At 66.3% G+C, this 23,746-nt stretch carries 17 protein-coding genes, 1 tRNA gene and 1 pseudogene; 7 read left to right on the top strand and 12 right to left on the bottom strand.

Translation table 11 applies throughout. The features are described from left to right. The first annotated feature begins 104 nt into the window (after nucleotides 1-104). The 3 genes from AB0915_RS14405 (at nucleotide 105) to AB0915_RS14395 (ending at nucleotide 3,555) form a co-directional block, all read left to right on the top strand. A complete protein-coding gene (locus AB0915_RS14405; RefSeq protein WP_366691385.1) occupies nucleotides 105-893 on the top strand; it encodes a GntR family transcriptional regulator in 789 nt (262 codons plus the stop codon). Continuing rightward, nucleotides 890-1,543 (top strand): YdcF family protein, encoded by a 654-nt coding sequence (locus tag AB0915_RS14400; protein WP_366691384.1) that lies wholly within the window; start codon nucleotides 890-892, stop codon nucleotides 1,541-1,543. The genes AB0915_RS14405 and AB0915_RS14400 overlap by 4 nt, the downstream gene beginning before the upstream one ends. A gap of 1,298 nt (nucleotides 1,544-2,841) precedes the next feature. After that, nucleotides 2,842-3,555, top strand: a complete 714-nt coding sequence (locus AB0915_RS14395; protein ID WP_366691383.1) for a DUF6193 family natural product biosynthesis protein — start codon at nucleotides 2,842-2,844, stop codon at nucleotides 3,553-3,555. 262 nt (nucleotides 3,556-3,817) lie between these two features. Here AB0915_RS14395 and AB0915_RS14390 read toward each other — a convergent pair whose 3' ends face one another. The 8 genes from AB0915_RS14390 to AB0915_RS14355 all read right to left on the bottom strand — a co-directional run bounded on the left by AB0915_RS14390 (nucleotide 3,818) and on the right by AB0915_RS14355 (nucleotide 15,939). Then, on the bottom strand, nucleotides 3,818-4,192 hold the full coding sequence (locus AB0915_RS14390; protein ID WP_366691382.1) for a hypothetical protein: 375 nt from the start codon (nucleotides 4,190-4,192) through the stop codon (nucleotides 3,818-3,820). A gap of 998 nt (nucleotides 4,193-5,190) precedes the next feature. Then, the gene (locus AB0915_RS14385; RefSeq protein WP_366691381.1) at nucleotides 5,191-5,877 is read right to left on the bottom strand and encodes a hypothetical protein; all 687 of its coding nucleotides are present in this window, start codon (nucleotides 5,875-5,877) and stop codon (nucleotides 5,191-5,193) included. Between the two features lie 198 nt (nucleotides 5,878-6,075). After that, entirely contained in the window at nucleotides 6,076-7,125 is a 1,050-nt protein-coding gene (locus AB0915_RS14380; RefSeq protein ID WP_366691380.1) for an HNH endonuclease, read from the bottom strand. A gap of 380 nt (nucleotides 7,126-7,505) precedes the next feature. After that, nucleotides 7,506-7,922: a hypothetical protein gene (locus AB0915_RS14375; protein WP_366691379.1), complete on the bottom strand. Its 417-nt coding sequence runs from the start codon at nucleotides 7,920-7,922 to the stop codon at nucleotides 7,506-7,508. 210 nt (nucleotides 7,923-8,132) lie between these two features. Beyond that, nucleotides 8,133-11,345, bottom strand: a complete 3,213-nt coding sequence (locus AB0915_RS14370) for a tetratricopeptide repeat protein (protein WP_366691378.1) — start codon at nucleotides 11,343-11,345, stop codon at nucleotides 8,133-8,135. Between the two features lie 621 nt (nucleotides 11,346-11,966). Further along, nucleotides 11,967-13,784: a DEAD/DEAH box helicase gene (locus tag AB0915_RS14365; RefSeq protein WP_366691377.1), complete on the bottom strand. Its 1,818-nt coding sequence runs from the start codon at nucleotides 13,782-13,784 to the stop codon at nucleotides 11,967-11,969. Continuing rightward, the gene (locus AB0915_RS14360; RefSeq protein ID WP_366691376.1) at nucleotides 13,785-15,200 is read right to left on the bottom strand and encodes a ParB/RepB/Spo0J family partition protein; all 1,416 of its coding nucleotides are present in this window, start codon (nucleotides 15,198-15,200) and stop codon (nucleotides 13,785-13,787) included. Nucleotides 15,201-15,261: 61 nt separating this feature from the next. Continuing rightward, nucleotides 15,262-15,939: a hypothetical protein gene (locus AB0915_RS14355; protein WP_366691375.1), complete on the bottom strand. Its 678-nt coding sequence runs from the start codon at nucleotides 15,937-15,939 to the stop codon at nucleotides 15,262-15,264. A 324-nt stretch (nucleotides 15,940-16,263) separates the two neighbouring features. Between AB0915_RS14355 and AB0915_RS14350 the strand changes: the two genes are divergently transcribed. Both AB0915_RS14350 and AB0915_RS14345 read left to right on the top strand, forming a co-directional pair. Further along, a complete protein-coding gene (locus AB0915_RS14350; RefSeq protein ID WP_366691374.1) occupies nucleotides 16,264-16,962 on the top strand; it encodes a hypothetical protein in 699 nt (232 codons plus the stop codon). 219 nt (nucleotides 16,963-17,181) lie between these two features. Continuing rightward, nucleotides 17,182-17,409, top strand: coding sequence for a hypothetical protein (locus AB0915_RS14345; protein WP_366691373.1), 228 nt, complete (start codon nucleotides 17,182-17,184; stop codon nucleotides 17,407-17,409). A gap of 91 nt (nucleotides 17,410-17,500) precedes the next feature. Here the strand turns inward: AB0915_RS14345 and AB0915_RS14340 are convergent. Continuing rightward, a pseudogene (locus AB0915_RS14340) lies at nucleotides 17,501-17,874 on the bottom strand (tyrosine-type recombinase/integrase); the annotation flags it as partial. Between the two features lie 410 nt (nucleotides 17,875-18,284). Here AB0915_RS14340 and AB0915_RS14335 point away from each other — a divergent pair. Continuing rightward, the gene (locus AB0915_RS14335) at nucleotides 18,285-18,686 is read left to right on the top strand and encodes a CBS domain-containing protein (protein ID WP_366691372.1); all 402 of its coding nucleotides are present in this window, start codon (nucleotides 18,285-18,287) and stop codon (nucleotides 18,684-18,686) included. A gap of 114 nt (nucleotides 18,687-18,800) precedes the next feature. On the opposite strand, the gene AB0915_RS14330 is transcribed toward AB0915_RS14335, so the two are convergent. Continuing rightward, on the bottom strand, nucleotides 18,801-20,270 hold the full coding sequence (locus tag AB0915_RS14330; RefSeq protein ID WP_366691371.1) for a catalase: 1,470 nt from the start codon (nucleotides 20,268-20,270) through the stop codon (nucleotides 18,801-18,803). Between the two features lie 151 nt (nucleotides 20,271-20,421). Between AB0915_RS14330 and AB0915_RS14325 the strand changes: the two genes are divergently transcribed. Beyond that, nucleotides 20,422-20,841 (top strand): Fur family transcriptional regulator, encoded by a 420-nt coding sequence (locus tag AB0915_RS14325; protein ID WP_266981714.1) that lies wholly within the window; start codon nucleotides 20,422-20,424, stop codon nucleotides 20,839-20,841. Between the two features lie 197 nt (nucleotides 20,842-21,038). On the opposite strand, the gene AB0915_RS14320 is transcribed toward AB0915_RS14325, so the two are convergent. Both AB0915_RS14320 and AB0915_RS14315 read right to left on the bottom strand, forming a co-directional pair. Further along, a tRNA-Met gene (locus AB0915_RS14320) sits at nucleotides 21,039-21,112 on the bottom strand. A gap of 270 nt (nucleotides 21,113-21,382) precedes the next feature. After that, nucleotides 21,383-23,464 carry a sel1 repeat family protein gene (locus AB0915_RS14315; RefSeq protein ID WP_366691370.1) on the bottom strand — a complete coding sequence of 694 codons (2,082 nt, stop codon included), beginning with the start codon at nucleotides 23,462-23,464 and terminating at the stop codon, nucleotides 21,383-21,385. Nucleotides 23,465-23,746: the final 282 nt, after the last annotated feature.

Raw genomic sequence — 23,746 nt, 5'->3', positions numbered from 1 at the left:
CTGTCCCAGGACTGCGGTGCGTCTGAAATGACAATGGCCCACAGTCCCAGGACTGTCAACAGTCCTGGGACTGTGTTTGACTGGACCTGTTGAGAGGAGTTCGCGTGGCACCCAAGTGGCGGGAACTGGCAGACAAGCTGGCCGAGCAGATCAAGAGGGGCGAGTACGCCCCTGGTCAGCAGCTGCCGCACATCCGAGACCTGGTCGAGGCTGGTGAAGGTTCAAAGTCCACGGTTCATGCGGCCTACAAGGCCCTGGAAGCCGAAGGCTTGGTTACCTCCTCCCGAGGTCATGGCACCGTCGTGCGGCAGCAAGCCCCACTCAAGAGGCTCGGCATCGCCCGGTACGACAAGGCCAAATGGCGCGACGGTGATGAGGTCGCGTTCATTGCCGACCGCGTGGCTTCGGGCCGTGCGCACAAGCGTGGCGAGCAGACGCAGAACGTCAGCCGTGTGCCGGCCACGCCGCTGGTAGCGGCGGCGCACGGTCTGCCGGAAGGCTCTGAGGTGTACGCGCGTGCCCGCCTCGTGAAGGAGGGGGACCAGCCGACGCATACCCTGACCAGCTACTACCGCCCTGAGCATGTCGAAGGGACGCGGCTTGTCGACCCGACGCCGGGCCCGGCCGGCAGGGGCGGCGGGTACCGCGTGCTCTATGACGCGGGGTACGAAATCGACCACATGCGAGAGGAGCTGTTCGCGCGCCCTGCGGCGTCGGAGGAGGCGGCGCTACTTCAGCTGACGCCCGGCGAGTGGGTCGTAGAGCTCCACCGCACCACGTACACGGCGGACGGGACCGTGGTGGAGTTCGCCATCGGCGTTCACGCAGCGAGCCGCTTCGCCTGGGCATACGACTTCAAGGTCCCCGACTCAGCGGAAGGAGCAGCCCAGTGATCTCGGCGCAGGCGTGGTCTGATGCTCAGCGGCTCTGGGAGTTCCAGCAGATGGACCACGAGCCGCGGCCCTGCTCGGTCGGCATCGGTCTCGGCAGTCATGACTTGGGTGTGGCAGACGTGACGGTAGATCTGTACCGGCGCGGCATGTTCCCGCTGATCGTCTTCACGGGGGCGACCAGCCGGACGACACGCGACCGGATGCCCCGAGGGGAAGCCGAGCACTATCGGGAGCGGGCGCTGGAACTCGGTGTTCCCGCATCGGCGATCCTCGTTGAACCGAAAGCGCGGAACACGGGCGAGAACGTCACCTTCGCACGCGAACTGCTCGCAGGGCGAGGCATCGACGTGTCATCCGTGCTGCTCGTGAGCAAGCCGTACGAGGAGCGACGGGCCTACGCGACAGCCCGCAGACTCTGGCCGGAAGTCGAGATCGTCAGCGCGTCGGCACCCATGACGCTCTCTGAGTACGCCGACTCCATCGGGGACCCGCGTCTCGTTCTGGACATGCTCGTGGGAGCCCAGCAGCGTCTGCTCATCTACCCGGAACAAGGATTCATGATCAGGCAAGAGGTGCCGGACTCCGTTGCCGCGGCCTACGAGCATCTGTGTTCCGAAGGGTTTACGAGCCGCCTCGTGCCGGCGAATTAGGGGCTCTGTGGGCCAGTCAGATGCAGTGAAGCCGCTGGAACCGCAGCGCTCTTGAAAGCCGTCACCGTGCGAGCGCGGTAGAACTTTCCCTATTTCAGTCAAGGCACCCGGCTGCGCTCCGCTCCGCCGGGCGCGCTTTCCGGCTCCGCTCCGCGCAACGCTCCTGCCTTCGGCCCGCTCTGCGCGCGCTGCGCCGACGCGCGCCCACAGTGGATAGGCCCGGGGGCATAAGACGAGAACCAAGCCCGCGGCTTCAAGACACGCCTCCGGCGGGGGCGCTCAGACTCCGGGATGGACGGGGCGCCGTTCGCGAGTGCCGGCCGGAGCGTGGCGAGCGTCGTGGGGCTCCCATCCCGACCACCTTCGACCCAGGCAGAGCCGAGCAGTCGCGGCCCAGGGCGTCAAGGTCGTTCGTACAGTGGCGCGCTCCACCTTGACGCCCTGAACCACGCCCGCTCCACCGTGTGTGGGCCGAAGGCGGACGGGATGGAAACTGGGGACGGTGGTGGGCAAGGTGAAGAGGGTACGCGCGGCTTGATCGAGCTAGTGGGTGAACAGCCACGTAACGAACGAGCCCATACCCGCGAGGAGGAAGATCAATGGAAGCTTCTGTCTCCACCGTCGCTCCGCCTCACGCAGCTCGGCTTCATCGTCCACCGCTCCTCCAACAGGTCGAAGTGCTCCAGGACCCGCAGCGCTGGCGCTTGATCGGGTATTTGAGACTCCACTGACCGCGTGGGCAAGCAGCGGCGTTGCTGTTAAGTCAGCAGAGCCGTAAGAGTCTAGCCATGCTGCTTGGCCCCGCTCATCATGAGGACATGCCAAATACCCAACAGGGATCAATAACCGGCAAGAAACGTGCCTCCCTTGCTACCGCCTCGGTTTGCTTGTTCGTGCTGGGGAGCCTTGAGGTGGGGTTGTACGCGGCCGAGTTGATCACGGATGGGGAGCGCTACTTCCAAATGCTTGAGTCCGCTTGTGCCCTGCTGCTCGCAAGCTGGATCACCGGAGCCGTCCACCTCCGCCGAGACAGGACCGCAAAACGGCGGGACGGGTAGGAGTCAAAGGGTCTCCGGGGCGGTTGCAGTACTCCTAAAGCGGACGTCGTCGCACAGCAGAGCGCCCTCCCGGGGCCGTCACGGGGCCGTGGGAGGACGCTCATCGATGACCAACGCTGACAACTGCCGACAGCTCAGCAGCAGGTCACAGCGTTCATCGATGACGTGACCGCAGGTCGGAGGCCCGGCGTGTCACTTCTTCGGCTTCTGGTTCGAGTGGCTGCGGCACAATCTTGATCCATGACCAAGTCCCCTGATCCAGCAGCTCTCTATCCCGACGTTGCGGCCGAAGGTAGCCTCGCCGCAGCGCTCCAGACCGTTGCGGCCAGGGACGGCATCTCCGTACCGTTCCAGATCTCGGAGTCTGACCCCCTGCTCTATGCCTTTGTGGAGAGCACGGTTCCACACCGGACGGTCTTGGGCATCTCGGGGTGGGTGGCCGAACGGCGGTGGTCGATCCGCGGCTGCGAGGCTTTCCAAGATTTGACACTCGTCGATGGACAGGCGGAGGACCTGACCCAGGTCGTCCGTGCTGCGCAAGCCTGGCACGAAGGGGCGGAGCTGGCCGACATCCAGCGAGCGGCGCCGTTCGTGCATCTCACCGGACGCTACGAACTGGCAGAACACGATCCGGCGCAACTGACCGAGTCCGAGTGGCAGCATCTGCGCACAGAAGCCGGCGAGCTGGACTGGCCCGAGTACCACGCGCTCATAGAGGCGGCGTATGCCGAGCCGGCGCTGCGGCGTCTCTACCCGTTCACCAGCCACTGGACGCTGCGATTTTCTACCAGTACCCGCCCTGACCTCACCATCGTTCCGATGTGCCTGAACGCTCATCGGGAGAAGCCGTACACCGTTAGCACCAGCTACACAGGTGAGGTCCTCGCCGAGACGACGACTGCGGAGGAGGCAGTGGCGACGGCTGTCCGCCATCTGCCCCAGGCGGCCGACTGACGTGCCCGACAGACCTCGGTGACCGTCGCGACGACAGTTCGCATCACAGAGAGGTTCATCGTGCCCGCTGCGTGCCCGTTCGGAAGGGACGCAGCGGGGACTCACGGGAAACGGCGGCGCTAACCTCGCTCCGGACCAGGTCAGACAGTCGCCAGGTCAGCGGCCATCCGCATACGGCGTCTTCCAAACAAGTGCTCAACTTGTGCCGGCGCTTGAGTGGGCCACTGAGCCCGCCGTCCGGGACGCTGAACAGCAGCCGAAACTAGGCAGGAGGGGCGAAAGAGTTCCCGCCGGGTACCGGTGGACCACCCCACCAGGCCCCCGGCGGCGGGACAGGAGCCCAATCCGGTCCGCGGTGATCCAGCCACCATCTGCCGATGATGTGGAACTTCTCCTCGAAGGTGCGATCCCAGTTGAGGAACCCTGTGATCGGCGCCCGCAGGCGTGTACGGCGGCCGCCCGCTTCGTAGATCACGACGGTCCGGGCCCCGAAGATGGACTCGACCTGTATGGCCTGCACGTCGGCCCAGGGAATGGTCCGGCGGCGCAGGTTGTGCACGACGGCCGCTGACTGCGCGAGAGTGACCCCGAACGGCCGCGAAGTGATCAGCAGCACGAACGGCAGCACGACTGCCACGAGTGGAGGACCAACCGGCCCCCCGTCCAACCAGATCAACACTTGGAAGGGCGCCATGATCACAGTGGCGGGCAGCATGGGCAGCAAGCGTTGAAGGCGCGTCAAGCGGTAGCGGATGCACTCCAGCGGCAAGCCCTCGCTCTGCGGTCGCCCCATCGACCATCCCCACCATTCCCATACAGCCACAGCTGCGCATGATCGTCCACGAAGTGTGGCGATGCTGTACCGCGTTGTCCACCCCCCAAACCCGTATCGCGAAATCCGAGGTGCGGCCGGGGCCCAGCGGAGTTTTACGTGGCCTCCGTGCCCCTTCCGTGCCCGACCGAGCGGGAAATCACGGGGAGCACCGGGTGATCGCGGTCGCTGGACATGCCGACGGCCCCTGACCAAGCTGGCTGGTCAAGGGCCGTTCACCTGCGGTGGGTGTGGGATTTGAACCCACGGTGACATCGCTGCCACGACGGTTTTCAAGACCGTCTACGACGTGACGCGAACGCCCTGGTCGTGACGGTTTCCTCCGTCGCAGGGCAGTCCTTGGTCAGGCAGCGGACGCGGCTCTCCCAGTGCGGTTTAGGGACCGTTCTGGGGAGCACCCACCGCAGTCCCCGAGCCGGGAATACCTCGCTCAAGGGCTCGCACCTTAAACAGATCGTCGTACACCCTACTCAGGGCATCTGATCTCTGATCAGCCGGTAGCAGCGCAACTTGATCAACGCGATCCAGCAAAACTGCATACCTTGAACGCATATTAAGGTGCCATCTCCATCTGGCCCCAAAATCGAGCGCACGCGCGACGGCAATCAAAAATGTTGCGGTGCCTGCTGCGATTCGACCCCAGAGAGAGAATCCTTCAGGGATGATAGTTGCCGCGGTAGTGGCAGCCATTGCTGCCATTGTACTTCCGTTATGCAGCAGAGAATCACGCTTACCCCCATGGGGCCGCATGGCAGATTTAATGCTTGTAGTCAGCCGGGCCGCCTGCTCGACCCATTCATCACTCACAGCTCCCCCTGAGATTCCCATTCATCCGCATACGACTTTTTGCGAGCCAAGTCCTGAGGTCGACTCCATTCTCCCCGATGAGGCATCGCGCGACGGAACCGCCCCGTTGAAACCGTCAGCAAATAAAGCAGGATCGCATATCTCGCAAATCTATTCAAGCGAAAGCGCGGAAATGCCATGACACTCAACGTGATCAGAACATCTCCGTAAGCTGAATAATTCGCCTTCCCGCCTCGATCCCAGCCGCTCAGAATGGCGACGGCATGTCTCGCGATGCGCGACAGATCATACGGAGTTCCAATAAATCCTTCCGCTGTCTGGGTGATTTTCAATTGCACTTCACGAGGGAAACTGAAATCTGACACTCGGAAATAGCTAAAGCCGTCAGCGTATGCGGAAATGGGACGCTTGATGACACCCCTAGAAATGAGCGCCTCGCAGATGTTGCGTTCCTCTACAATGACTCCCACATGGCTAGTTAGGGCGCCCGGACCTTGCGCGTACATAATCGCCCAAGAAACTAGAGAGCGGCGCGGGTGTATGAAAAATGTCTGGGCGAGGGAGTGCCTATCGTCCGCCATGTGCCGAAGATTATCTTCCGTGGCGCGCACCCATCCATTGGCCTCAAGGGAAGCGTCTGAGTATTTACCCTTCTGCTTCCGATATTTCCAGTAGTCAATCAAAGCGAATATCATCGTTCCACCCTTCCGGCGTCCAGCGCGATAAAGCGGGTGTCGGCCTGGCCCGGCTCGCCGCCAAGAGCATGGCCCCTCAGCGGGGCTGTGGGCCAGGTGCGGGCCACCGAAGCGCCACCGGGGCCAAGTCGTAGCGAATGGGCAGTTCAGAAGCTCACGCGTCCGCATGTAGCGGTCTTGAAACCGTCACGCTTCGGCGGTCTCTGTCGCGGAGCGCGGTCTCGGTAGCTTTGCTCCCTGGATACTGGTCTGCTCCTGGACCAGTAGGCGCAGTTCGGCCGGCGTGGGCCATGGGGCACTGCGGTGAATCATGCGATGGCAGTTCGAGCAGATCAGCGCGAGGTCCGCCAACTTCGTGGTGCCTTCTCCGGCCTCGTGGAGCGGCACTACGTGGTGGCACTCGATGTAGCCCTCGCCCCGCTCGCCGTAGACCTTGGGGAAGTCGAACCCGCACGCCTCGCAGGACAGGGTGCCTCCCTGCTTGAGAACCGACGCGATCTTCTTCTTGCGGAGCCCCTTGCTGCGTTCGCGTGTCCGGTGGCGTCGGTAGAGAACGCGTCCCTCGGGCGCGCTGACGTCGTCGTCCAAGTCCTCGTCTTCGGGCAGTGGTACGGGCTGGAGCTCACCAGACCGCAGTCCCTCACGAAGAAGCTCGGCTGCACGTGCCATCTCTGCCGGACGGTTCAGGAAGTCGCGCAGTACCTCGCGGTCCAGCTGCCCGCCGTTTGTTGGCCTGCCCGTGTAGTCAGGGTGGAAGCTGGCGATGTTGAGGCTCTTGTACGCTGCCCCATTGCGGTTGCGGTACTCGGCCGCGCGCTGCTCCGGCGGGTAGGCAGCGAGGAGTTGCAGGAGGTCGGACAGCTCTCCGATCCGCGGGTCCGAAGAGGGGAGTCCTTGCCAGCCGTTACGGGCGACGACATCGCACGCGAGGATCAGCTCGTCACGGGTCCACTTGGGGCTGCGCGACACTCCGACCTGGAAGCCTTCGCGCTTGAGCCAGTCGACTGCGTGGCCTACCCCGCCGCTGAGCTCGTCCCAGGACAGTGCCCTCCCTTGGGCGTGCTTGTGGGCTACTCCTGCGACTGCCTTCGAGTCGTACTCCTTGCCGTCATGCAGGATGAGGAACTTGCGGGCTGGCTTGAAGCCGTACAACTCGAGGAACGACTCCGCTCCGAGTTCGTCGTACTCCTGCAAGGTCTTCAGGATGTCGTCGCGCGAGATGGCCCCTTTTTCCATGAGCGGAGCCTACTGGGCGGGTATGACAATGCACTTGCCCTCGCGTCGCCTCTGTCAGGCTAGTACGGCGGTGGTTAGGTCCTCGCGGCCGAGGGGGCCGTTGGAGCCAGTCTCATTCGAGGTTCGATCCGCAGGTGTCCGGGACGGTGCGGGTCTGTCCGCCATGCTGATGAGCTGCGGAAACGCGAGCCTGGTGGACGCCCCCGGACGGCCGCGGAACAAGATCCGACAACTCCTTGCGCGGTGTTCACACACGAGCGCCCTCCCGGGCACTGGAAGGTCGCTCAACGATTACCACCGTCGACACCGCGACAGTTCAGTAGCAGGTGGCAGCTTCGATTCGGTTTGCTGCCACGGGCTGGTGACTCGAGGCGATGGGGTCACGGACGGATCGTTGTGTTGTCTCCGGTGACGGCCGTGCCGATTGTCTGTGCGGCGATAGACCGTTCACCGGACGCGGTGATCGTCACCGCACCGGCCGGGGGAAGCTGGGCGGCCAGTTCGGCAAGCAACTGCGGATTCTCCCTTATCGTCCGCTTGATCTGCTGACGCAGCGCGGCTGCAGCATCGGTGTCCTCCGGCTCCTCGGCCGCCTCACGCACCGCCGCCTCCAGCTCGGGGCGTCCGGCCGGGCTCCGGCGCCGCCAGACCGCGTGCAAAATACTGCGCCCTGCGTTCGCCGTGGCTCCCACCGCAGCGTCCTCAGCTCGGGCCAGTACCCCCGCACCATAGGCACCCAGGGCCGCGCTTAGATACGGCCCTGCCTGCTCCAAGAACTGCACGATCTCCGCTCCCACAACCCACCCCTGAAATCCTGTCATTGACTGAGGCCAGGGCAACAGACTAAGCCGCCCAGCCAGCGCGCACGCGGCAACTCTGCATTCGCGGACCGTCGACCGGCCTCACTCCACGCGAGCCAAGCGAACACCCTCCTGCCCCTGTCGCGGCCTGGCTACGCTCCCGACTGTCAGGCCGCTGACCAGGAAACGGAGAGCTTCAATGGATTACTAACGGTCAGACCGCGAAGTGGCGTACTCGGCTGCGTCGATCCTTGCGCGGATCTGTGTGATGAGCGGGTTCCCCGGGCCCATGACGGGCTCGATCCGGTCGAGGGTTGCGTGATAGAGGGCGATCGCCCTTCGGTGTGCACCGGCCTCCTGGTGGGTGTCCGCCAGGGTGAGTTGGGCGCTCAGGACATTCGGGTGTTCGCCGAGGGTCTGCTGCCAATGGGCGAGGTTGGCTTCGTACAGCGGCACGGCCAGATCGGGTCGGTCGTTGGCCCGGTAGATCTCGGCCAGGTACTGCCGTTGCTCGAGTGTGTCTGGGTGGGTGGCGCCGAGTTCCTTCTCGGTGAGCGCGACGCTGTGTTCCAGCAGTTCGGTCGCCCGGGCGAGGGCGCCGGACCTGCCGTGGACGCGGGCCAGCAAGGCGGTGCAGTGGAGTGTTTGCGGGTGGGTGCCGCCGAGTTCGGACGTGAGTTGCGCGTGGATACCCTCCAAGACGGCGACTGCCTGTGCTGCGTTGCCGGACTCGAGGTGGGCGGCGGCCAGGTTCGTCCGGCTGGTGACGGTGTGCGGGTGTGTATCGCCGAAGATGAGGCTGACGTTCCGCACGGTGGCTTCGAGGAGCTGGACGGCGCGCGGGGCGTCGCCGACTGTGAGGTGTGCGATGGCCAGGTTGCTCCGACACACCGCGGTGTGCGGGTGGTCCTCGCCGAGCGATCGTATGCACCGCTCCAGCGTCGACTCCGAAAGGGACACGGCCCGCGCCGGATCGTCCGTCTCGCGCAATGCGTCCGCCAGACCGATGTAGTTGGCCAGAGTGTCCGGGTGGGACTCGCCGAAGACCTGCTCGCACTGGGCAACGACGGTCTCGAACAGTGGGACGGCGCGAGCCGGGTCGCCTGCCGCGAGGTGGGCCGTCGCGAGGCCGCTTCGGGTGGCGAGGGTATGGGGGTGGGTCTCGCCGAGCAGCGCGGCACGGTGCTCGAGGACGGTGTCGTACTGGGCGATCGCCCGTCCGGCGTCGCCGGCGGCCTGGTACGCCCGCGCCAGCCCGTTCCTGGTGGTCAGGGTCTGGGGGTGGGCGTCGCCGAGCAGATGGGCGCTCTGCGCGGCCGCGGTCTCCAGCAGTGGAAGCGAACGGGTCGGGTCCCCGGTGTCCCGGTAGGCGCAGCCGAGGTTCGCGCGGACGGCAATGGTCTCCGGATGCGCCTCGCCGTACACCTCCTCGCACCGGGCCAGGGCCGTTTCGAGATGCTGCGCCGCCTGGTCGGGGCGTCCGGCTATCGCGTAGGCGTAGGCAAGGTTGTTCCGGCTGGTGATGGTTTCGGGATCGCTGTCGCCGAGCGCCTGCTGACATTGGGCGAGGACTGCGGTGAACATCGGAATGGCGCGGGCCAGGTCGCCTGAGGTGAGGCAGGCCGCCGCTAGGCCGTTCTGGCTGGTCAGCGTGGCAGGGTGGGTTGGTCCTAGGGATCGCTCGTACTGCATGAGGGTCGCTTCATGCAGAGAGACAGCACGATCCAGGTCGCCGGACGCATGGTAGCTGCGGGCCAGCTCCTCGCAGCTGACGAGAGTGTCGGGGTGGTCGTTGCCAAGTGCTTGCCTACGCCGGGCCAACGTCTCCTCGTGGAGTGCGATGGCACGGGCCAGGTCGCCGGAGTCACGGTAGGAGTTGGCAAGGTTGGAGGCGACGGTGAGCGTCCCCGGATGTGAGTCGCCAAGTACCTGCGCGCACTGGGCGACCATCGGTTCGAGGATCGCGATGGACCGGTCGAAGTCCCCGGCTCCGTGGTAGGCGTTGGCGAGGTTCGCGCGGACCTTCATGGTGAGTTCGTGCTCGGCGCCGGCGAGCGCTTCGCAGCGGGCGAGGGCCGCCGTGAGCAGCGGAACGGCGCGGGCGTCGTGACCGAGGTCATGGAGATAGCTCGCAGCGCTCGCGTACCGTCCGGCGGGAAAGGTGTCAGCGTGTCCGTCAGGAGTGGTGGCCGCGAGCGCGACGAGGTGCGGGAGCAGCCGATCCCAGGCGGGAGACCGGCCAGAGTTGGGCGGTTCTCCCAGTGGGGCGACCGCGGCGCACAGCAGCCGTTCGGCATCCAGCCTGCCGGCTGGCGCTGTGTCACCGAGGGGCGACTGGTTCCGGAGTGTGGTCTGGACGAGTCGGTGGATGCTCACCGTGTCCTGGGTGAGGGAGACCATGCAGTAGACAGCAAGCATCCCAAGGGCTTCGTGAAGGTCGTCGCTGTCGTCGGCGATAGGGGTCAGCAGTTCAACTGGGATGTCGTCGGGGGCCAGCCACGCCAGTGTGGACAGGACGGAGACTGCCAGGGGGTTGCGCTCCATGAGGGCGCTGATCGTCTGGCGCCAGATCCGGGCGACGGTGCGCTCTGGGTCTACACCTTCGGGAGCCTTGTCTAACGCGCCTACCAGCCTTCGGCGGTAACGTTCGATGCTGATCGTCGGGTTCTGCGCGAGGTAGGCGCCGGCCTGCATCAGTGCGATAGGAAGCTGCCCCAGGTCAGCGGAGAGGGCCCGGGTCTCATGCATCTGACGGTGGGTCGGCGAAGTCGCGCCGAGCACCTGCCTACAGAGGAGTTCACTCGCTGCAGCCAGATCGAGTACGTCGAGGGCCAGCGTTGCGACGGAGGTCGGCCAGCTAGCTGACCGTCGGCTGGTGGCGATGACGTGGCCGTTAGGCGTGCTGACGTAGGGCTGCAGATCGGCCGGATCCTCAACGTTGTCGAAGACCAGCAGCCACCCCGGATGCCACTGCAGCCACAACATCGCCCAGGCGGCGCGCTCTTCGGTAGACGCGCTGCCGGCCCACACGGGGATCAGTCGCAGAGCGAGGTCGGCCAGCGATTGCTCGATGTGGACGGGCGATGCGGCGGCAATCCACCACATCACGGTGTAGTCGCGACGGTGTCTGTGGGCATACGCAAGCGCGAGGGTGCTCTTGCCGACGCCGCCGAGGCCCTGGACGACGGCAGTCCCGGCGGCCCGCTGCCCGAGCGTGCCGCGCAGCCAGCCCAGCTCGCTTGTGCGGCCGAAACACAGAGGGAGCGGCGGCAGGTTGGTGAGTCCGGCAGGTGCCTGGACATCGCGCGCCGAGTTCAGCAACTCGGCCGTCAGAACGGTGACCGGGCCGGTGATCGCTGCCCCGATGTGGTGGGCGGCGACGGATCCGGTCCCTATCGCCTCGAAAGTGAACTCCGTCACCGCAGGGCCCGCCGACTCTCGTGGCCAACGGCGACCGTCGACATTTCTCTGCTCGACGACCTACTGCGTACCCCCATCTCAGTCCCCTCTGCAGGCCGGCTGGATGTCTCGCTCTCCAGCACGGAGCGTACGCGTTCCCCATGTCGGGTCAGTATCGGCTGAGCGGCGGCGAGAGTTGCCTGGAATCGGGGACTTCGTCGCTGGCACGATCGCCGATGATGAGGCCGGGCACGCTCCCTGCAGGAGCCAGCGGTCTCAAGATTCCTCAGTCTCAGTTGTGGTCTCAGTTGACGGGAAATCTGGGGTGGTCCACCTTCGTCCATGGTCGTCCGACATCAACACTGACCAGGTGTTTCGTTCTCGTGGTGGATGCCTGTGGACGCCGGTGGACCAAGATCGGACAACTTGTAATGCGTAGGTCTCGGGTTCGAATCCCGAGGGCGGCTCTGTGTAGGCCTCAGAGTTCACTCGCCGTGACCTGGGGCTTTTGCTTTTGGCCCCTGTGGCGTAGTTGTCGGATGCAGGCCGCGCGGCCGTGCGTGGTCTCATTCGGGCTCCGTGTGGGCACGGCCGTGCCCACACAGTGTCCTTCGAAAGACGGGATCGCAAGCTCCGTCGGTGCTAAGCCGCCCCAGACCCCAGGTGCTCTAGGAGAGCCCTGACGTCGGCGGCGTTCATCCCGGCAGCCAGCGGCACCTCCTCTTCGGGGTCGCCCAGCTGCTGGACTTCGGGGTCGTCGAGGATCCGGCCCATGAAGTCGAGCTTTTTCGCCAGGCGTGAGGCGACCAGATCATCGATGCTTCCTTCAGCTGCGAGGACGGTGATCCGCGTCTCGACATCTGGGGTGAGGCCGAGGCGATGAATGCGGTCGAGGCTCTGCAGGAATCGGCCGGCTTGGAAGTCGCGATCTACGTAGACCGCGTCATGGCAAACCTGGTGGAGACTGATTCCCTCGCCGAGGGTCGCCGGATTTGAGATCAGGACAGCGCAGTCTGGGTCTTCCCGGAAACGGAGCAACTCCGCTTCCCGATCGGGAGTCCCCCCGTGGACAGCAGCGGGTGCGAACGGTGCCAGCAGCGCTTGAAGCGAGGTGATGCTGCGGACGAAGCTTGCCCACACGAGAGTCTTGCGTCCAGCGGCGGCGTTGGCGGAGACGATGGAGAGTGTCTCCTGGTACTTGGGGGAGAGCTCGTAGTCGGGAAGCTTCCGGAACAATACCGACAGGGGATCCCCTTCTGACACTTCCAGCGGCGGGACCCTGAAATGCAGAGGTTCATGGCGTGTAGCGCCCGCGACAAGCAGGGCCGGGCTCGTGGCCGCCATCAGCAGTCGCAGCACTGCTTTGCCGAGCGACTCGAAGTCGCTCCTGTTCGCTGCCGCACGTGGCGAGAGCTTGCCTTTTAGCGCGTCGTAGATCTCGCGGTGCAGCGGCGGCATGGGGAGACGGCGGATCCGCGTATCCACCGGCGGGAGGCCCAGCTCCCCCTTCGTCGTCCTGGCGTACAAAGGACGCAGCACCTGGCTGGCGTGCGCCAGATCCCCGCCGTCGACGGCCTGGGTAACGACTCGCCGCCCATGCCCCGGCCAGACGAAGGAAAGCAGGTTCTCCAAGTCCTTGGCGCCGTTGGGTGCGGGCGTCCCGCTGAGAATCATCCGGACGCGGCTGAGCGGGCCCAGCGCCATGCAGGAAGCGCCGTACACTCCGGCTCCGCCGAGCTTCATCCGGTGCGCCTCATCGAGGACCAGCATCGCAGGCGCGGCCTTCAACCAGTGGGAGAGCGCGGTGAGAGACCGATCCAGACGCTCGTAGTTGACGAGGATGACATCGGCCGCAGCAGGCACTTCCTTGGACAGCACCTGAACGTCCAGAGGTATGGAGAAGCACTGCCGAGCCTCTTCCCGCCATGCGTCGTAGGCGGACTTGGGGCTCACCACGAGCATGCGCGCCACCGTTCCGCGGGTGCGGAGGGCGGAGAATGCAGCGAGGGAAACGCGGGTCTTGCCGGCGCCGGGGACGCTGAAGTTGGCGCCATGCCCAATGGACAGAAGGCGGGCGATGTCGCGCCTCTGGAACGGGGTAAGAGGGCCGGTCCAGCCGTCACCCAACAAGGCAGGGACAGCGTCCGGTTCGATGCTGTCCTCGTCGGCCGTACCGCTGAGGAGGCGCTCTGCCGTGTCTGCTGTGTCGAGCAACTCCTCGACCAGGAGACGGAAATCGTCCTCCCAGACGACCCCTTCGGGCTGAGGCCAGGTTCCCAGCGCACTGATGCTGGCGACGAAGCTGTCCAACGGGACAGCTGCCGACAACTTGTCGGTCATCCGGCCACTGGGGAAGCTGGCGATCATCTGCCCGAGTGGACCGCGGTACTCGGGCACGGTTCGCAATGCGGCTTGAGTGCGGGTGACATCAAAGCCGATCGTCAGACTGGGCTCGGCCACCTAACGAGCCTTCCCGAACACCTCGAGGAGCCAGGTCACCCCGTCGCCGGGCTGCTGCACCGTGCGTTTTGCCTCGTTCGCGAGCTTCTCCAGCTTCTGCCGCAGGTCGGTGACGGCGTCGTCGAACGCCTCCTCGTCGAGACTCTGCGATGCCCTGGACATTACGAGGTCAGTGACGCACAGCTCGACGTCGCGTCCGGCATCGGCCAAGCGAGCTGGTGCAGCCTGCTTCCGCTTCTTGATGCGGGCGTCCCGCCCAGCATCGGAGATAGCCTCGTCCACAGCCGAGCGGAGCTCTGTGAGCTCCTTCTGTGCTTTCGCGGTGACTTCTTGGGGGGCTGTGCTGCCCAACTGACTGACGGCCCTTGCGTGCAGAACGGCGTCTGTCAGCGCCCTGGCCGCGTTAAGGGCGACAGACGGGCCCTTTACCGCTCGCCCCAAGCCGGGGATGGCCACACTCGCCGACGATGCGGCTGGGGCTTCGTTAGCCGGCCGGACCTTGGCGAGGTAGCGGTCGCAAAAATCGTGCTCAATGAACCGGACATCGGTCTTGGAAAAGCCAAGGAGCATGGCAGCCAGACGGTTCTCCAGCAGCAACTCTGCCTTCTCCGGGTTGGCGGCGTGCTGCTTGGTGTACGCGCGTTGGAGTTCGCGGAACTTCTCCGCTTGCTCCTCGAAGGCGACCAGGGAGAGCCGCTCGCCTGCACCTTTGCTGCGCTCGATCAGGGACTCGATGCGGGCGAGAACCCATTGGTCTTGTCGGCAGCGGTCCGTGGTCGTACGGAAGGTCGCGGCGATTACGCTGAGAGGCGTCCCCTGGTCCACGAGTTCCTGTACTGCGAGCAATCGGTTGATGTACGAGTAGTCCCGCCGGTGCTCCTTCCGAAGCTGCAGGGACAGCTCGACCGCAGCGATGTCCTGCCAGTCGCACGAAGCAGGGAGCACGGCGACGCGCATGGCGTGGTTGGGGCCGTATAGCTGCATCAAGGCCGCGCGGCGGGTGTTTCCGTTGACCAGGACGCCCTCGTGGGTGATCAGACCCGGTTCGGTCTGCCCATATTCCTTCAGACTCGCGACCAGCTCGTCGAACTCCGGATCGGTCCGTGTCGGGTTCGCGGGAAGCGCCTGCAGAAGATGGTCCAGATACGCCTGGCTACTGGTACTCCAAGGATCGTCTGCGAGCATCTCGGCCCGCGTCGGATCATGACTGGACTGTGCGCGGATACGGTGGGTCGCGGGGTTGTAGCAGAGGTTCCCCACTGGCATCTGGATGACATCCAGGTGCTCGGGCGTCCCCCGCCAGTCGACTGTGAACGTCTCGCGGGGACCGTCGCCGGCTGCAATCTCGTCCAGCCGGGATCGGACGAGGGCGCGATTCTCCTCGGCGCCCGGCGGCAGTCCGTCGTCCTTGGCCATGTACTCGCTCCTGCTTTCGTTCGCGTTCTTCCGCGGGGGATGTGCTGCGTCTCCGCTGGGCTCAGTCGAAGCCCAGCTCCGCACGGAGCTGGGCCCGCGAAGCCTCCGGCAGGGAGCGGTAGTCGCTCCAGATCTGCTCCAGGCGGCTGAACTGGCGCTGGTCGGCCGCGACCCAGCCGGACAGTACCTTGCGCTCGATCGGGTTGAGGCCGACAGTCTCCTTCAGAACCTTGCCTAGGTCCGCGGTCAAGGACCGGCCACCTACCCGGCACCGCTTGCACTCGGTGACCAGCTCGATGGCCCTGGTGCCGTCAGGCTTGACCACTTCCCTGCGGGCGATATCCAACTGGGCCGCCTCGTGGGTACCGGCATGGATTTCCCCGGGCGTGATGCCACATGACCTACACATGTTCCCGTCGTTACTCAGGACTTCGCGCCGACGACCGGCTCCGATCGCCGTCGTGCCGGTCTTGCGCGTGGCGCGGCCAGGCTCCCAGACGGGGTCACCAGGTTCCACGAATCGCTGCTCGTGCGAGTCCAGCCCCGCGTCCTCCCTGTTTGTGTGGATCCTCCAGCCGAAGTCCCTGAGATCGCGCATCCGTCGGTCCACCTGGGAAACCCCGGGGAACGCCTCGCGCAACTGCTCCTTGGTGAAGGTGTTCCCCTCGCCGATCTCGGAGACGAGCCACAGGGCTACGCGCTTCATCGTTCCGAGGCCGGCATCCTGCCAGGACGGCATGGTGGCTCCATTCGCAGAGGGTCCCTCCCACCGGGAGGTGTGAGTGCCGCTGCTGGGCAGTCGACTGCGGATATTCATTACTAGCACGATCGTGCGTAGCCATTCCAGTAATTATGGATCTTTACTCAAGGGCGACCTCTTTGAAGTCTTGTAAAGATCCGTTTCCTCCACTTATTTCAGGGTTTATGGTGGTTGAGTTGTTTACCTGAAATGTAGTCAGAGAAATGCAGCAAACGGCGCCCTCGGTGCGGGGTGGCGGGATAGAGTCCTCTCAATTTCCAGTATCCGAGGGCAATATTGGGCGACCAAAGGGGTTCGTTTGACATGCCGTCACTTGGGTCCATCAGCAGTACCTGCGTACCGGGGGCTACGGAGGAGGTACAGGCGTTCGCCTGTGCACTCAAGCGCCTCATCCCCTACGTCGAGCCCGGCGCCACGATGCAGGTGAAGGCTGGGGTGCTGGCGATCTCGCCGTCCCTCCTGTCCCACTGGCTCTCCGGACGGCGGCTCCCTGTTCCGAAGGCGCTGAGGAAGCTGTACGACCTGGCGGTTGATGGGGCGCTCTGTTCGCCGGAGACGTCCTTGAGCTGCAGCTTCGTGGAACTTGACGGGTTGCTTCAGGCTGCCCGGAAGTCGATGTGCCGCCGGTGCCGTGGCGGCTGCGTCTGCAGCGAAGGCAAGGGATCCCGCTTGCGGGCCACTGTCGGCGAACCGTTGCGCCGGTCCTCTCTGTCGGCCGCCGGTCGAGAGTCGCCCGGCGGCACTGCGGCGTTGCGCCGGTCCCCTGACACCTCCCAGCAGGATGCGAGCCTTCCCGAGCGCCTCGCAGAGATGCCTCCCGCCGACCAGGTCAATCTTCTGTGGAGCTTGGGCGTGGGGCTGAGTGAGGGGGAAATCGGCGCCGCCGCAAGTTCCCTCGCCAGCGCGGGGATGACACAGGAAATGGAAATCATTCTTCGTGCTGCTGAATCCGCGGGAAAGGATTCGGTGAAAATCGTGATGGCCTTCAGCGGGGCCCGCTAGGGTCTCCTGTGGTGAATTATGCGACGAGTCGGAAAAGGAGGTTGTGGGTGTGTAGCGGCGCATTTGCGGTGCCCTATCCCGCAATTGATGGCACCTGCCGCGCACCTCCGGCGTGGGGGGGGTGCAGGGAAGGCCCGGTCCAAGAGGTCGCCAAACCGCGGCCGGAGCCTCCCCTGCGTGAACGTCCCGTTAGATCGATGGCTAACAAGGAGTTCCAACTTGAAGAGTAAGGCTGTCCTGACCTGTTTCGCCAGGAAGGTCCGAGCTGCTCGGCTGCGCCGTCGCGGCGCAGCGGGCGAGGTCAGGCCGATCGCCCCTTGGTGGAAGATCCGGCGTCGCCTCCGCTTCCTTCGCTGGACCTTGGGGGTCCAGGTGCTCAAGGGAGCTGCTTTTGCCGGCGGTGGGCTGCTCGCCCAGGTGCTGCTGGCGCGGTTCTTCGGCGCCTGACGGGAGCCTGGGGCGTAGGTCTCGGATTCGAGTACGGCAGGCGACTCTACGAAAGCCCAGCTCAGACAGTGTCCGAGCTGGGCTTTTGCGTCTAGCGGATGCGGCGACGGAGTCGGGCGCTGGCCACGCGTCGGTCCTCGGCCGGATTCGTGATCTCAGTCGTGGGTTCCGGGCCGGGCATGAAGGTGTGGACCATGCGGGGCGCGGCATGGCGTCCTTCGGCAGGTGGGATCTGCCCTTGACGTACCGCCTCGTCTGGCAGATCTGGGTGTGCCGGAGGATCTCCATGATGGTGACCATGTCCGCGCCCAGCTCATTCAGGATCGTGCCGACTGTGTGGCGGCTGCCGTCGCGGGGGCGGCAGTCGTCGACGCTCGCCTCCGTAAGGAGGTCCTTGAATTCCTCCCAGCAGACCCGGGGGTCGAGCGGCCGGCCGTCGGGCCGCGTGAAGACCGCGCCGCGTTCCTCCCCCGTGTTCCTCACACTCGTCGCCCGTGGCGGAGTGTTCGAGCCCTCCTTCTTGAACTTCCTCTTCGTGCGCTTGGCCTTCTTCCGGGCCGTCTGTGGGCCGTCCGAGGGGGCCCAACCATGACCGACAACGACCAAGGACGCCCACAACCACACAGCTCTCCGGCATGTTGCAGAGCGATGCCGCACCCTGCCGGAGGGTCGGTTCAATACCAGCGCTACTGATCCCGGGCCGTCACAAGGCGCGAGGACTCCGAGGGGCGTGTGGTGCACTACCGCGCGCCCCTCGAATGATCTCCACGCACCCCTTGTTGGACTCCCCCAAGGATGCAACGCTGAGAGTCCCCCCACTTGTGAACTTGTGAATCGACTCACGCAGTCGCTTCACGAAGGAGGTGGCTCCCTTCATGCTCGTCCGTGACGCCATGAGCACGATGGTTCTCACTATCGGCCCCACCCATACGCTCCGCCAGGCGGCCCAACTGATGTCGGCACGCCGCATCGGGGCAGCAGTTGTCCTCGACCGGGACACCAGCGGGATCGGCATCCTCACCGAACGCGACATCCTGAACTCGGTCGGCTCCGGCCAGAACCCCGATACCGAGACCGCGTCCACCCACACCACCAACGATGTGGTCTTCGCCGCACCCAGCTGGACCCTGGAAAAGGCCGCGGAGGCCATGACACACGGCGGATTCCGCCATCTGATCGTGCTGGACGACCACGGGCCCGTCGGCATCGTCTCGGTCCGCGACATCATCCGCTGCTGGGCACCGGCCCGGCGCCACCCGGTGGAGCTGGTCGGCTGAGCGCCCCCACGTACGTACGGCCGATGGGCCTGTCCCCCTCGGTGAAGAGGGACAGGCCCATCGTCCGCCGGAGAGCCGGTACGCGGCGGATGCGCTCTGGTGCCGGGAGGGGCGCTATGCGCGCAGGGCCTGGACCGCCGCTTCCAGTCGCTTGCCGAAGTCGCCGTCGGCCTGACGGAAGTTGTTGATCGCGCGCTCGGCGATGTCGTCGCGCGAGACCTTGGCGATGAACCCGGCAAGGTTGTCGATCAGACGCGCCTTCTCGTCCTCGGAGTAGAGCCGGTAGAGGTTTCCGGCCTGCACGAAGTCGTTGTCCTCGGCGTGGCTGGGGGCTTCGTGCGTACCGATCTCACCGGTGACCGTGGTGGGCTCCCACAGCGGACGGTCGGTCTGGACCGGACCGCCGAAGCTGTTGGGCTCGTAGTTCTTCGCACCCTTGTGGCGGCCGTCGTACAGGTAGCCGTCCCGGCTGTTCGTACGCGCCTCGGTGGCGTGCGGACGGTTCACCGGCAAGTGGTCGGCGTTGATGCCGACGCGGTACCGGTGGGCATCGCCGTAAGCGAAGAGGCGGCCCTGGAGCATCTTGTCCGGGGACGGCCCGATGCCCGGCACGAAGTGCGCGGGGCTGAAGATCGACTGCTCGGTCTCCGCGAAGATGTTCTCCGGGTTGCGGTTGAGCTCCAGCTTCCCGATCTCGATCGGCGGGTAGTCCGCGTGCGGCCACACCTTGGTGAGGTCGAACGGGTTGAAGCGGTAGGTGGCCGCCTCGGACGCGGGCATGATCTGGACCTGCACGGTCCAGGACGGGAAGTCGCCGCGCTCGATCGCCTCGCGGAGATCGCGCTGGTGGCTGTCCGGGTCCTCGCCGGCGAGCTTGTTCGCCTCGGCCTGAGTGAGGTTCTTGATGCCCTGGTCGGTCTTGAAGTGGTACTTGACCCAGAAGACCTCGCCGGCCTCGTTGTTCCACTGGTAGGTGTGCGAGCCGTACCCGTTCATGTGACGCAGCGTGGCCGGGATGCCGCGGTCACCGAAGAGCCAGGTCACCTGGTGAGTGGACTCGGGCGACAGACCCCAGAAGTCCCAGACGTTGTCCGCCTCCTGCGATCCGGTGTACGGGTCGCGCTTCTGGGTGTGGATGAAGTCCGGGAACTTGATGGCGTCCTTGATGAAGAACACCGGGGTGTTGTTGCCGACGAGGTCGTAGTTGCCCTCTTCGGTGTAGAACTTCAGCGCGAAGCCGCGGGGGTCACGCACCGCGTCGGCGGAGCCAAGGTTGCCCGCGACGGTGGAGAAGCGCAGGAACGTCTCGGTCTGCTTGCCGACCTCGGAGAGGAACTTCGCCCGCGTCCACTGCGAGACGTCGCGGGTCAGCGTGAACGTGCCGTACGCACCGGCGCCGCGGGCGTGCACGATGCGCTCTGGAATGCGCTCGCGGTTGAAATGCGCGAGCTTCTCCAGCAGCGACTGGTCCTGCACCAGGACCGGACCGCCGACGCCCGCGGTCTGACTGTTCTGGTTGTCGGCGACCGGCGCGCCGGCCTCGGTGGTGAGCGGTCCCTGCGTCACGTGCGCCTCCTGCGTCATTCCTGCACATCCGTCATGTCCTGATGTCCGCACAGCCTGCCCCTTGGCGTATGCCGATCTCGATCCTACAATGGACTAAGTCCAAGTCAAGTAAACATCTAAAGTCACACCCGTTCGGGACCAGGGTCCCCTCACTGTTAGGCTTGTTTCCATGAGTGACCTGTTGGAACGGCTCCGCGGACGCGGCTGGCGCATGACTGCGCAGCGGCGCGTCGTGGCCGAAGTTCTCGACGGGGACCATGTGCACCTGACGGCCGACGAGGTCCATGCCCGGGCCGTCGCCAAGCTGCCGGAGATCTCCCGCGCCACCGTCTACAACACACTCGGTGAGATGGTGACCCTCGGCGAGGTCATCGAGGTCTCCACGGATCGCCGGGCGAAGCGGTACGACCCGAACGCGCACCGTCCCCACCACCACCTGGTCTGCGCCCGGTGCGGTGCCATCCGTGATGTGCACCCGGCGGGCGATCCACTGGCGGACCTGCCGGCCGACGAGCGCTTCGGCTTCACGGTCTCCGATGTCGAGGTGACGTACCGCGGCATCTGCCCGAACTGCGCGGCAACGGCCTGAGACGCCGCGAGAGGCCCGGTGCGAGCGAGACCCCGGGCTCCAGTGCCGTCGGCGAAGAAGCGGAAGATCACGAGGTGGACCGCGTGATCGGCAAGGGCGACGTACGGGGAAGCGGTGGGCCACACGCTCTGAGGCGATGGCCTCGGATATGAACAGAGGGCCGGATCCCTGTAAAGGATCCGGCCCTCTGCCTTCAGTAGCGGGGACAGGATTTGAACCTGCGACCTCTGGGTTATGAGCCCAGCGAGCTACCGAGCTGCTCCACCCCGCGTCGGTGAACACAACATTACGTGACGCCCCCGACCAGCGCAAATCCGTTTCCGCGGGGTGGGGCGGCGGCCCGCGGAGACTCGGCGTACCGGCTCGCACAGGGAGCCGGGGGGCTCGGGGAGGGATCGCAGGTGACGGGGCTGACCGGTGCAGGGCGCCGGACCCGCCGGACATCCTCGTGCCGTGCGGCATGTCCGGCGGCCCTGCACCGGCTCGGACGGGTAGGACGCCAGGGCCGGCGCCACGCCCCGTACCGCGCCCGCGTGCTCCCCTACGCGGTCAGCTCCTGGTGCAGCGCCTCGCGCAGCCGTGCTGCCCGCTCGGCGACCTCCGCCGGGCCCAGCTCGACCGCCCGTGCGCACCAGCGCTGTCCCTCAGTGAGTTCGCCGCGGCGGGCGGCGAGCAGGGCGAGGCGCAGCGCGGCCCGCCCGTGCCCGTCGTTCGCGGCGCGGCTCCACCACAACGCGGCCTCGCGCTCGCTGCCCTCGCGGGCGAGGAGCAGCCCGAGGTTGAAGGCGCCGTTGCGGCTGCCCGCCTCGGCCGCCTCGCGGTACCAGCGGGCGGCGCTGTCCACATCGCCGCGAGCGGCGGCGAGCATGCCGACGCGCACCTGGGCACGGCGGTGTCCCTGCTCGGCGGCCCGCTCGTACCACTCCTCGCACTCGGTCTTCTCCGGCATCGGCTCGCCGAGCGCGGGCGGTCCCGGCGGCGGCTGCCGCGAGTCCAGCACCCCGGCCAGCCGGAAGGCGGCCTCGGCGCTGCCGCCGCCCGCGGCGCAGCGAAGATGACGCTCGGCCTCCTGCTCCTCGCCGTGGTGCAGCAGCGCCATGCCGACCTGGAGCGCCGCCTCCGTGTGCCCGGCGGCGGCGGCCCGCTCGTACCAGCCGAGCGCCGCCCGGTCCTCGTCGCGCCCTGCGTGCAGGATGCCGAGGTTGAAGGCGGCGTCGACGCTGCCCGCCTCGGCGGCTTTGGAGAACCAGGGCTCCGCACCGGTCGCGTCCCCCGCCTGGAGCAGGAGTACGGCCAGCGCGTTGGCGGCCTCGCGATGACCGGCGTATGCCGCACGGCGGTACCACTGCTCGGCCTGCGGAGTACGGTCTTGGGCGGCGCACAGCAGTCCGAGGTTGTACGCGCCGTTGACGTCGCCCGCGTCCATGGCGGCGCGGTACCAGCGCTCGGCGGTCTGCTGCTCGCCACGGGCGGCGTGCAGGGCACCCAGGGCGTTGGCGGCGTTGCCGTCACCGTCCTGGGCGGCGCGCAGCCACCACACCGCGGCGCTCTCCTCGTCGCCCGCATCGCGCAGCAGGAATCCGAGCGCGCAGGCGGCCCGTGCCTCGCCGTCCTTGGCGGAGGTGAGGTACCAGCGGCCGGCCTCCTTGAGCTCGCCTCGCCGTTCGAGGATGGCGCCGAGATGCAGGGCGGCGCGACGGTGCCCGCGCGCGGCGGCCTGCCGGTACCACTGCTCGGCCTCACCGACCTGCCCGGTGACGGAACCGGCCACGGGTCCGTCGTCCTTGCGCGCGGCGGTCCCGCCCGCCTTACGTGTACCGGTCGCGGGACCACCGGCCGCCCGCGGACCGGGCCCCATGCCCGTCCCGAGCCCCGCGTCCGCCCCGGGACGGCCGAACGCGTCGTGCGGGTCGGCGGCGGCCCTGCGCTCCAGGGCGCGTGCCAGGCGGTAGGCGGCCTCGCGGTGGCCCTGCTCGGCGGCGGCGCGCAACCAGCGCTCGGCGCCGACGTCGCTGCGGTGTTCCAGCAGGTCGGCAAGGGCGTACGCGCCCAGCGCATGGCCCTGCTCGGCGGACTGACGCAGCCAGTACTCGGCACCGGGCTCGTCGCCGCGCTCGCGGTAGTGGCGGCCCAGGGCGTGCGCGGCAGCGGCGGAACCGGCGACGGCGGCGATACGCCACCAGCCGGCCGCCTCGTCGGCATAGCCGCGCTGATGGAGGAGAACACCCAGGTTGTTGGCGGCGGCCCGGTCGCCGTCGGCCGTGGCTCCCCGTAGATAGGGCTCGGCGCCGTTCAGATCACCACGGCGCAACAGCAGGGCGCCGAGGACGCTCATGGACGCGGTGTCCCCGGCGTCGGCGGCGCGGCGGTGCCGCGCTTCGGTCTCGGCACTCTCCGTGCTCTCGGCTTCGCCGGAAGCCGCCACGGTCCCGGCGACTCCCGTGATCCCGGCCGCCCCCGCGACCTCGACGCCTTCCACGGTCTCGGTGTTCTCAACAATCACGGCGTTACTCGCAGCGTCAGCGACAAAAGCCGCGTTCGTCACGTTTTCCATCGTATGGACGCGCCGCTGCACAAACCGCCCTGTCTCCAACAGAGTTGCCCTGTCCCCCATAAATACCATCGTCCCACCACCTGCAACCCGCGTACACCTGGTATACCGCGGCCAGTGAGGTCACTTCAGCGTTTTGTCGACATGCCCACAGAGAGATAAGTCAAACACGTCTGGACCCAACTCGTGCCCTGCGAACCGCACTTCACGCCCACCACATGGGAAGGTTTCACGGCACGACGAAGGCCCGGATCCTCGAAAGAATCCGGGCCTTCGTCTTTCAGTAGCGGGGACAGGATTTGAACCTGCGACCTCTGGGTTATGAGCCCAGCGAGCTACCGAGCTGCTCCACCC

Source organism: Streptomyces sp. NPDC048411 (genome assembly GCF_040704695.1).
Lineage (GTDB): Bacteria > Actinomycetota > Actinomycetes > Streptomycetales > Streptomycetaceae > Streptomyces.
Note: the sequence above shows the minus strand (reverse complement) of the source record. Positions and strands in the feature narration are given on the sequence as shown.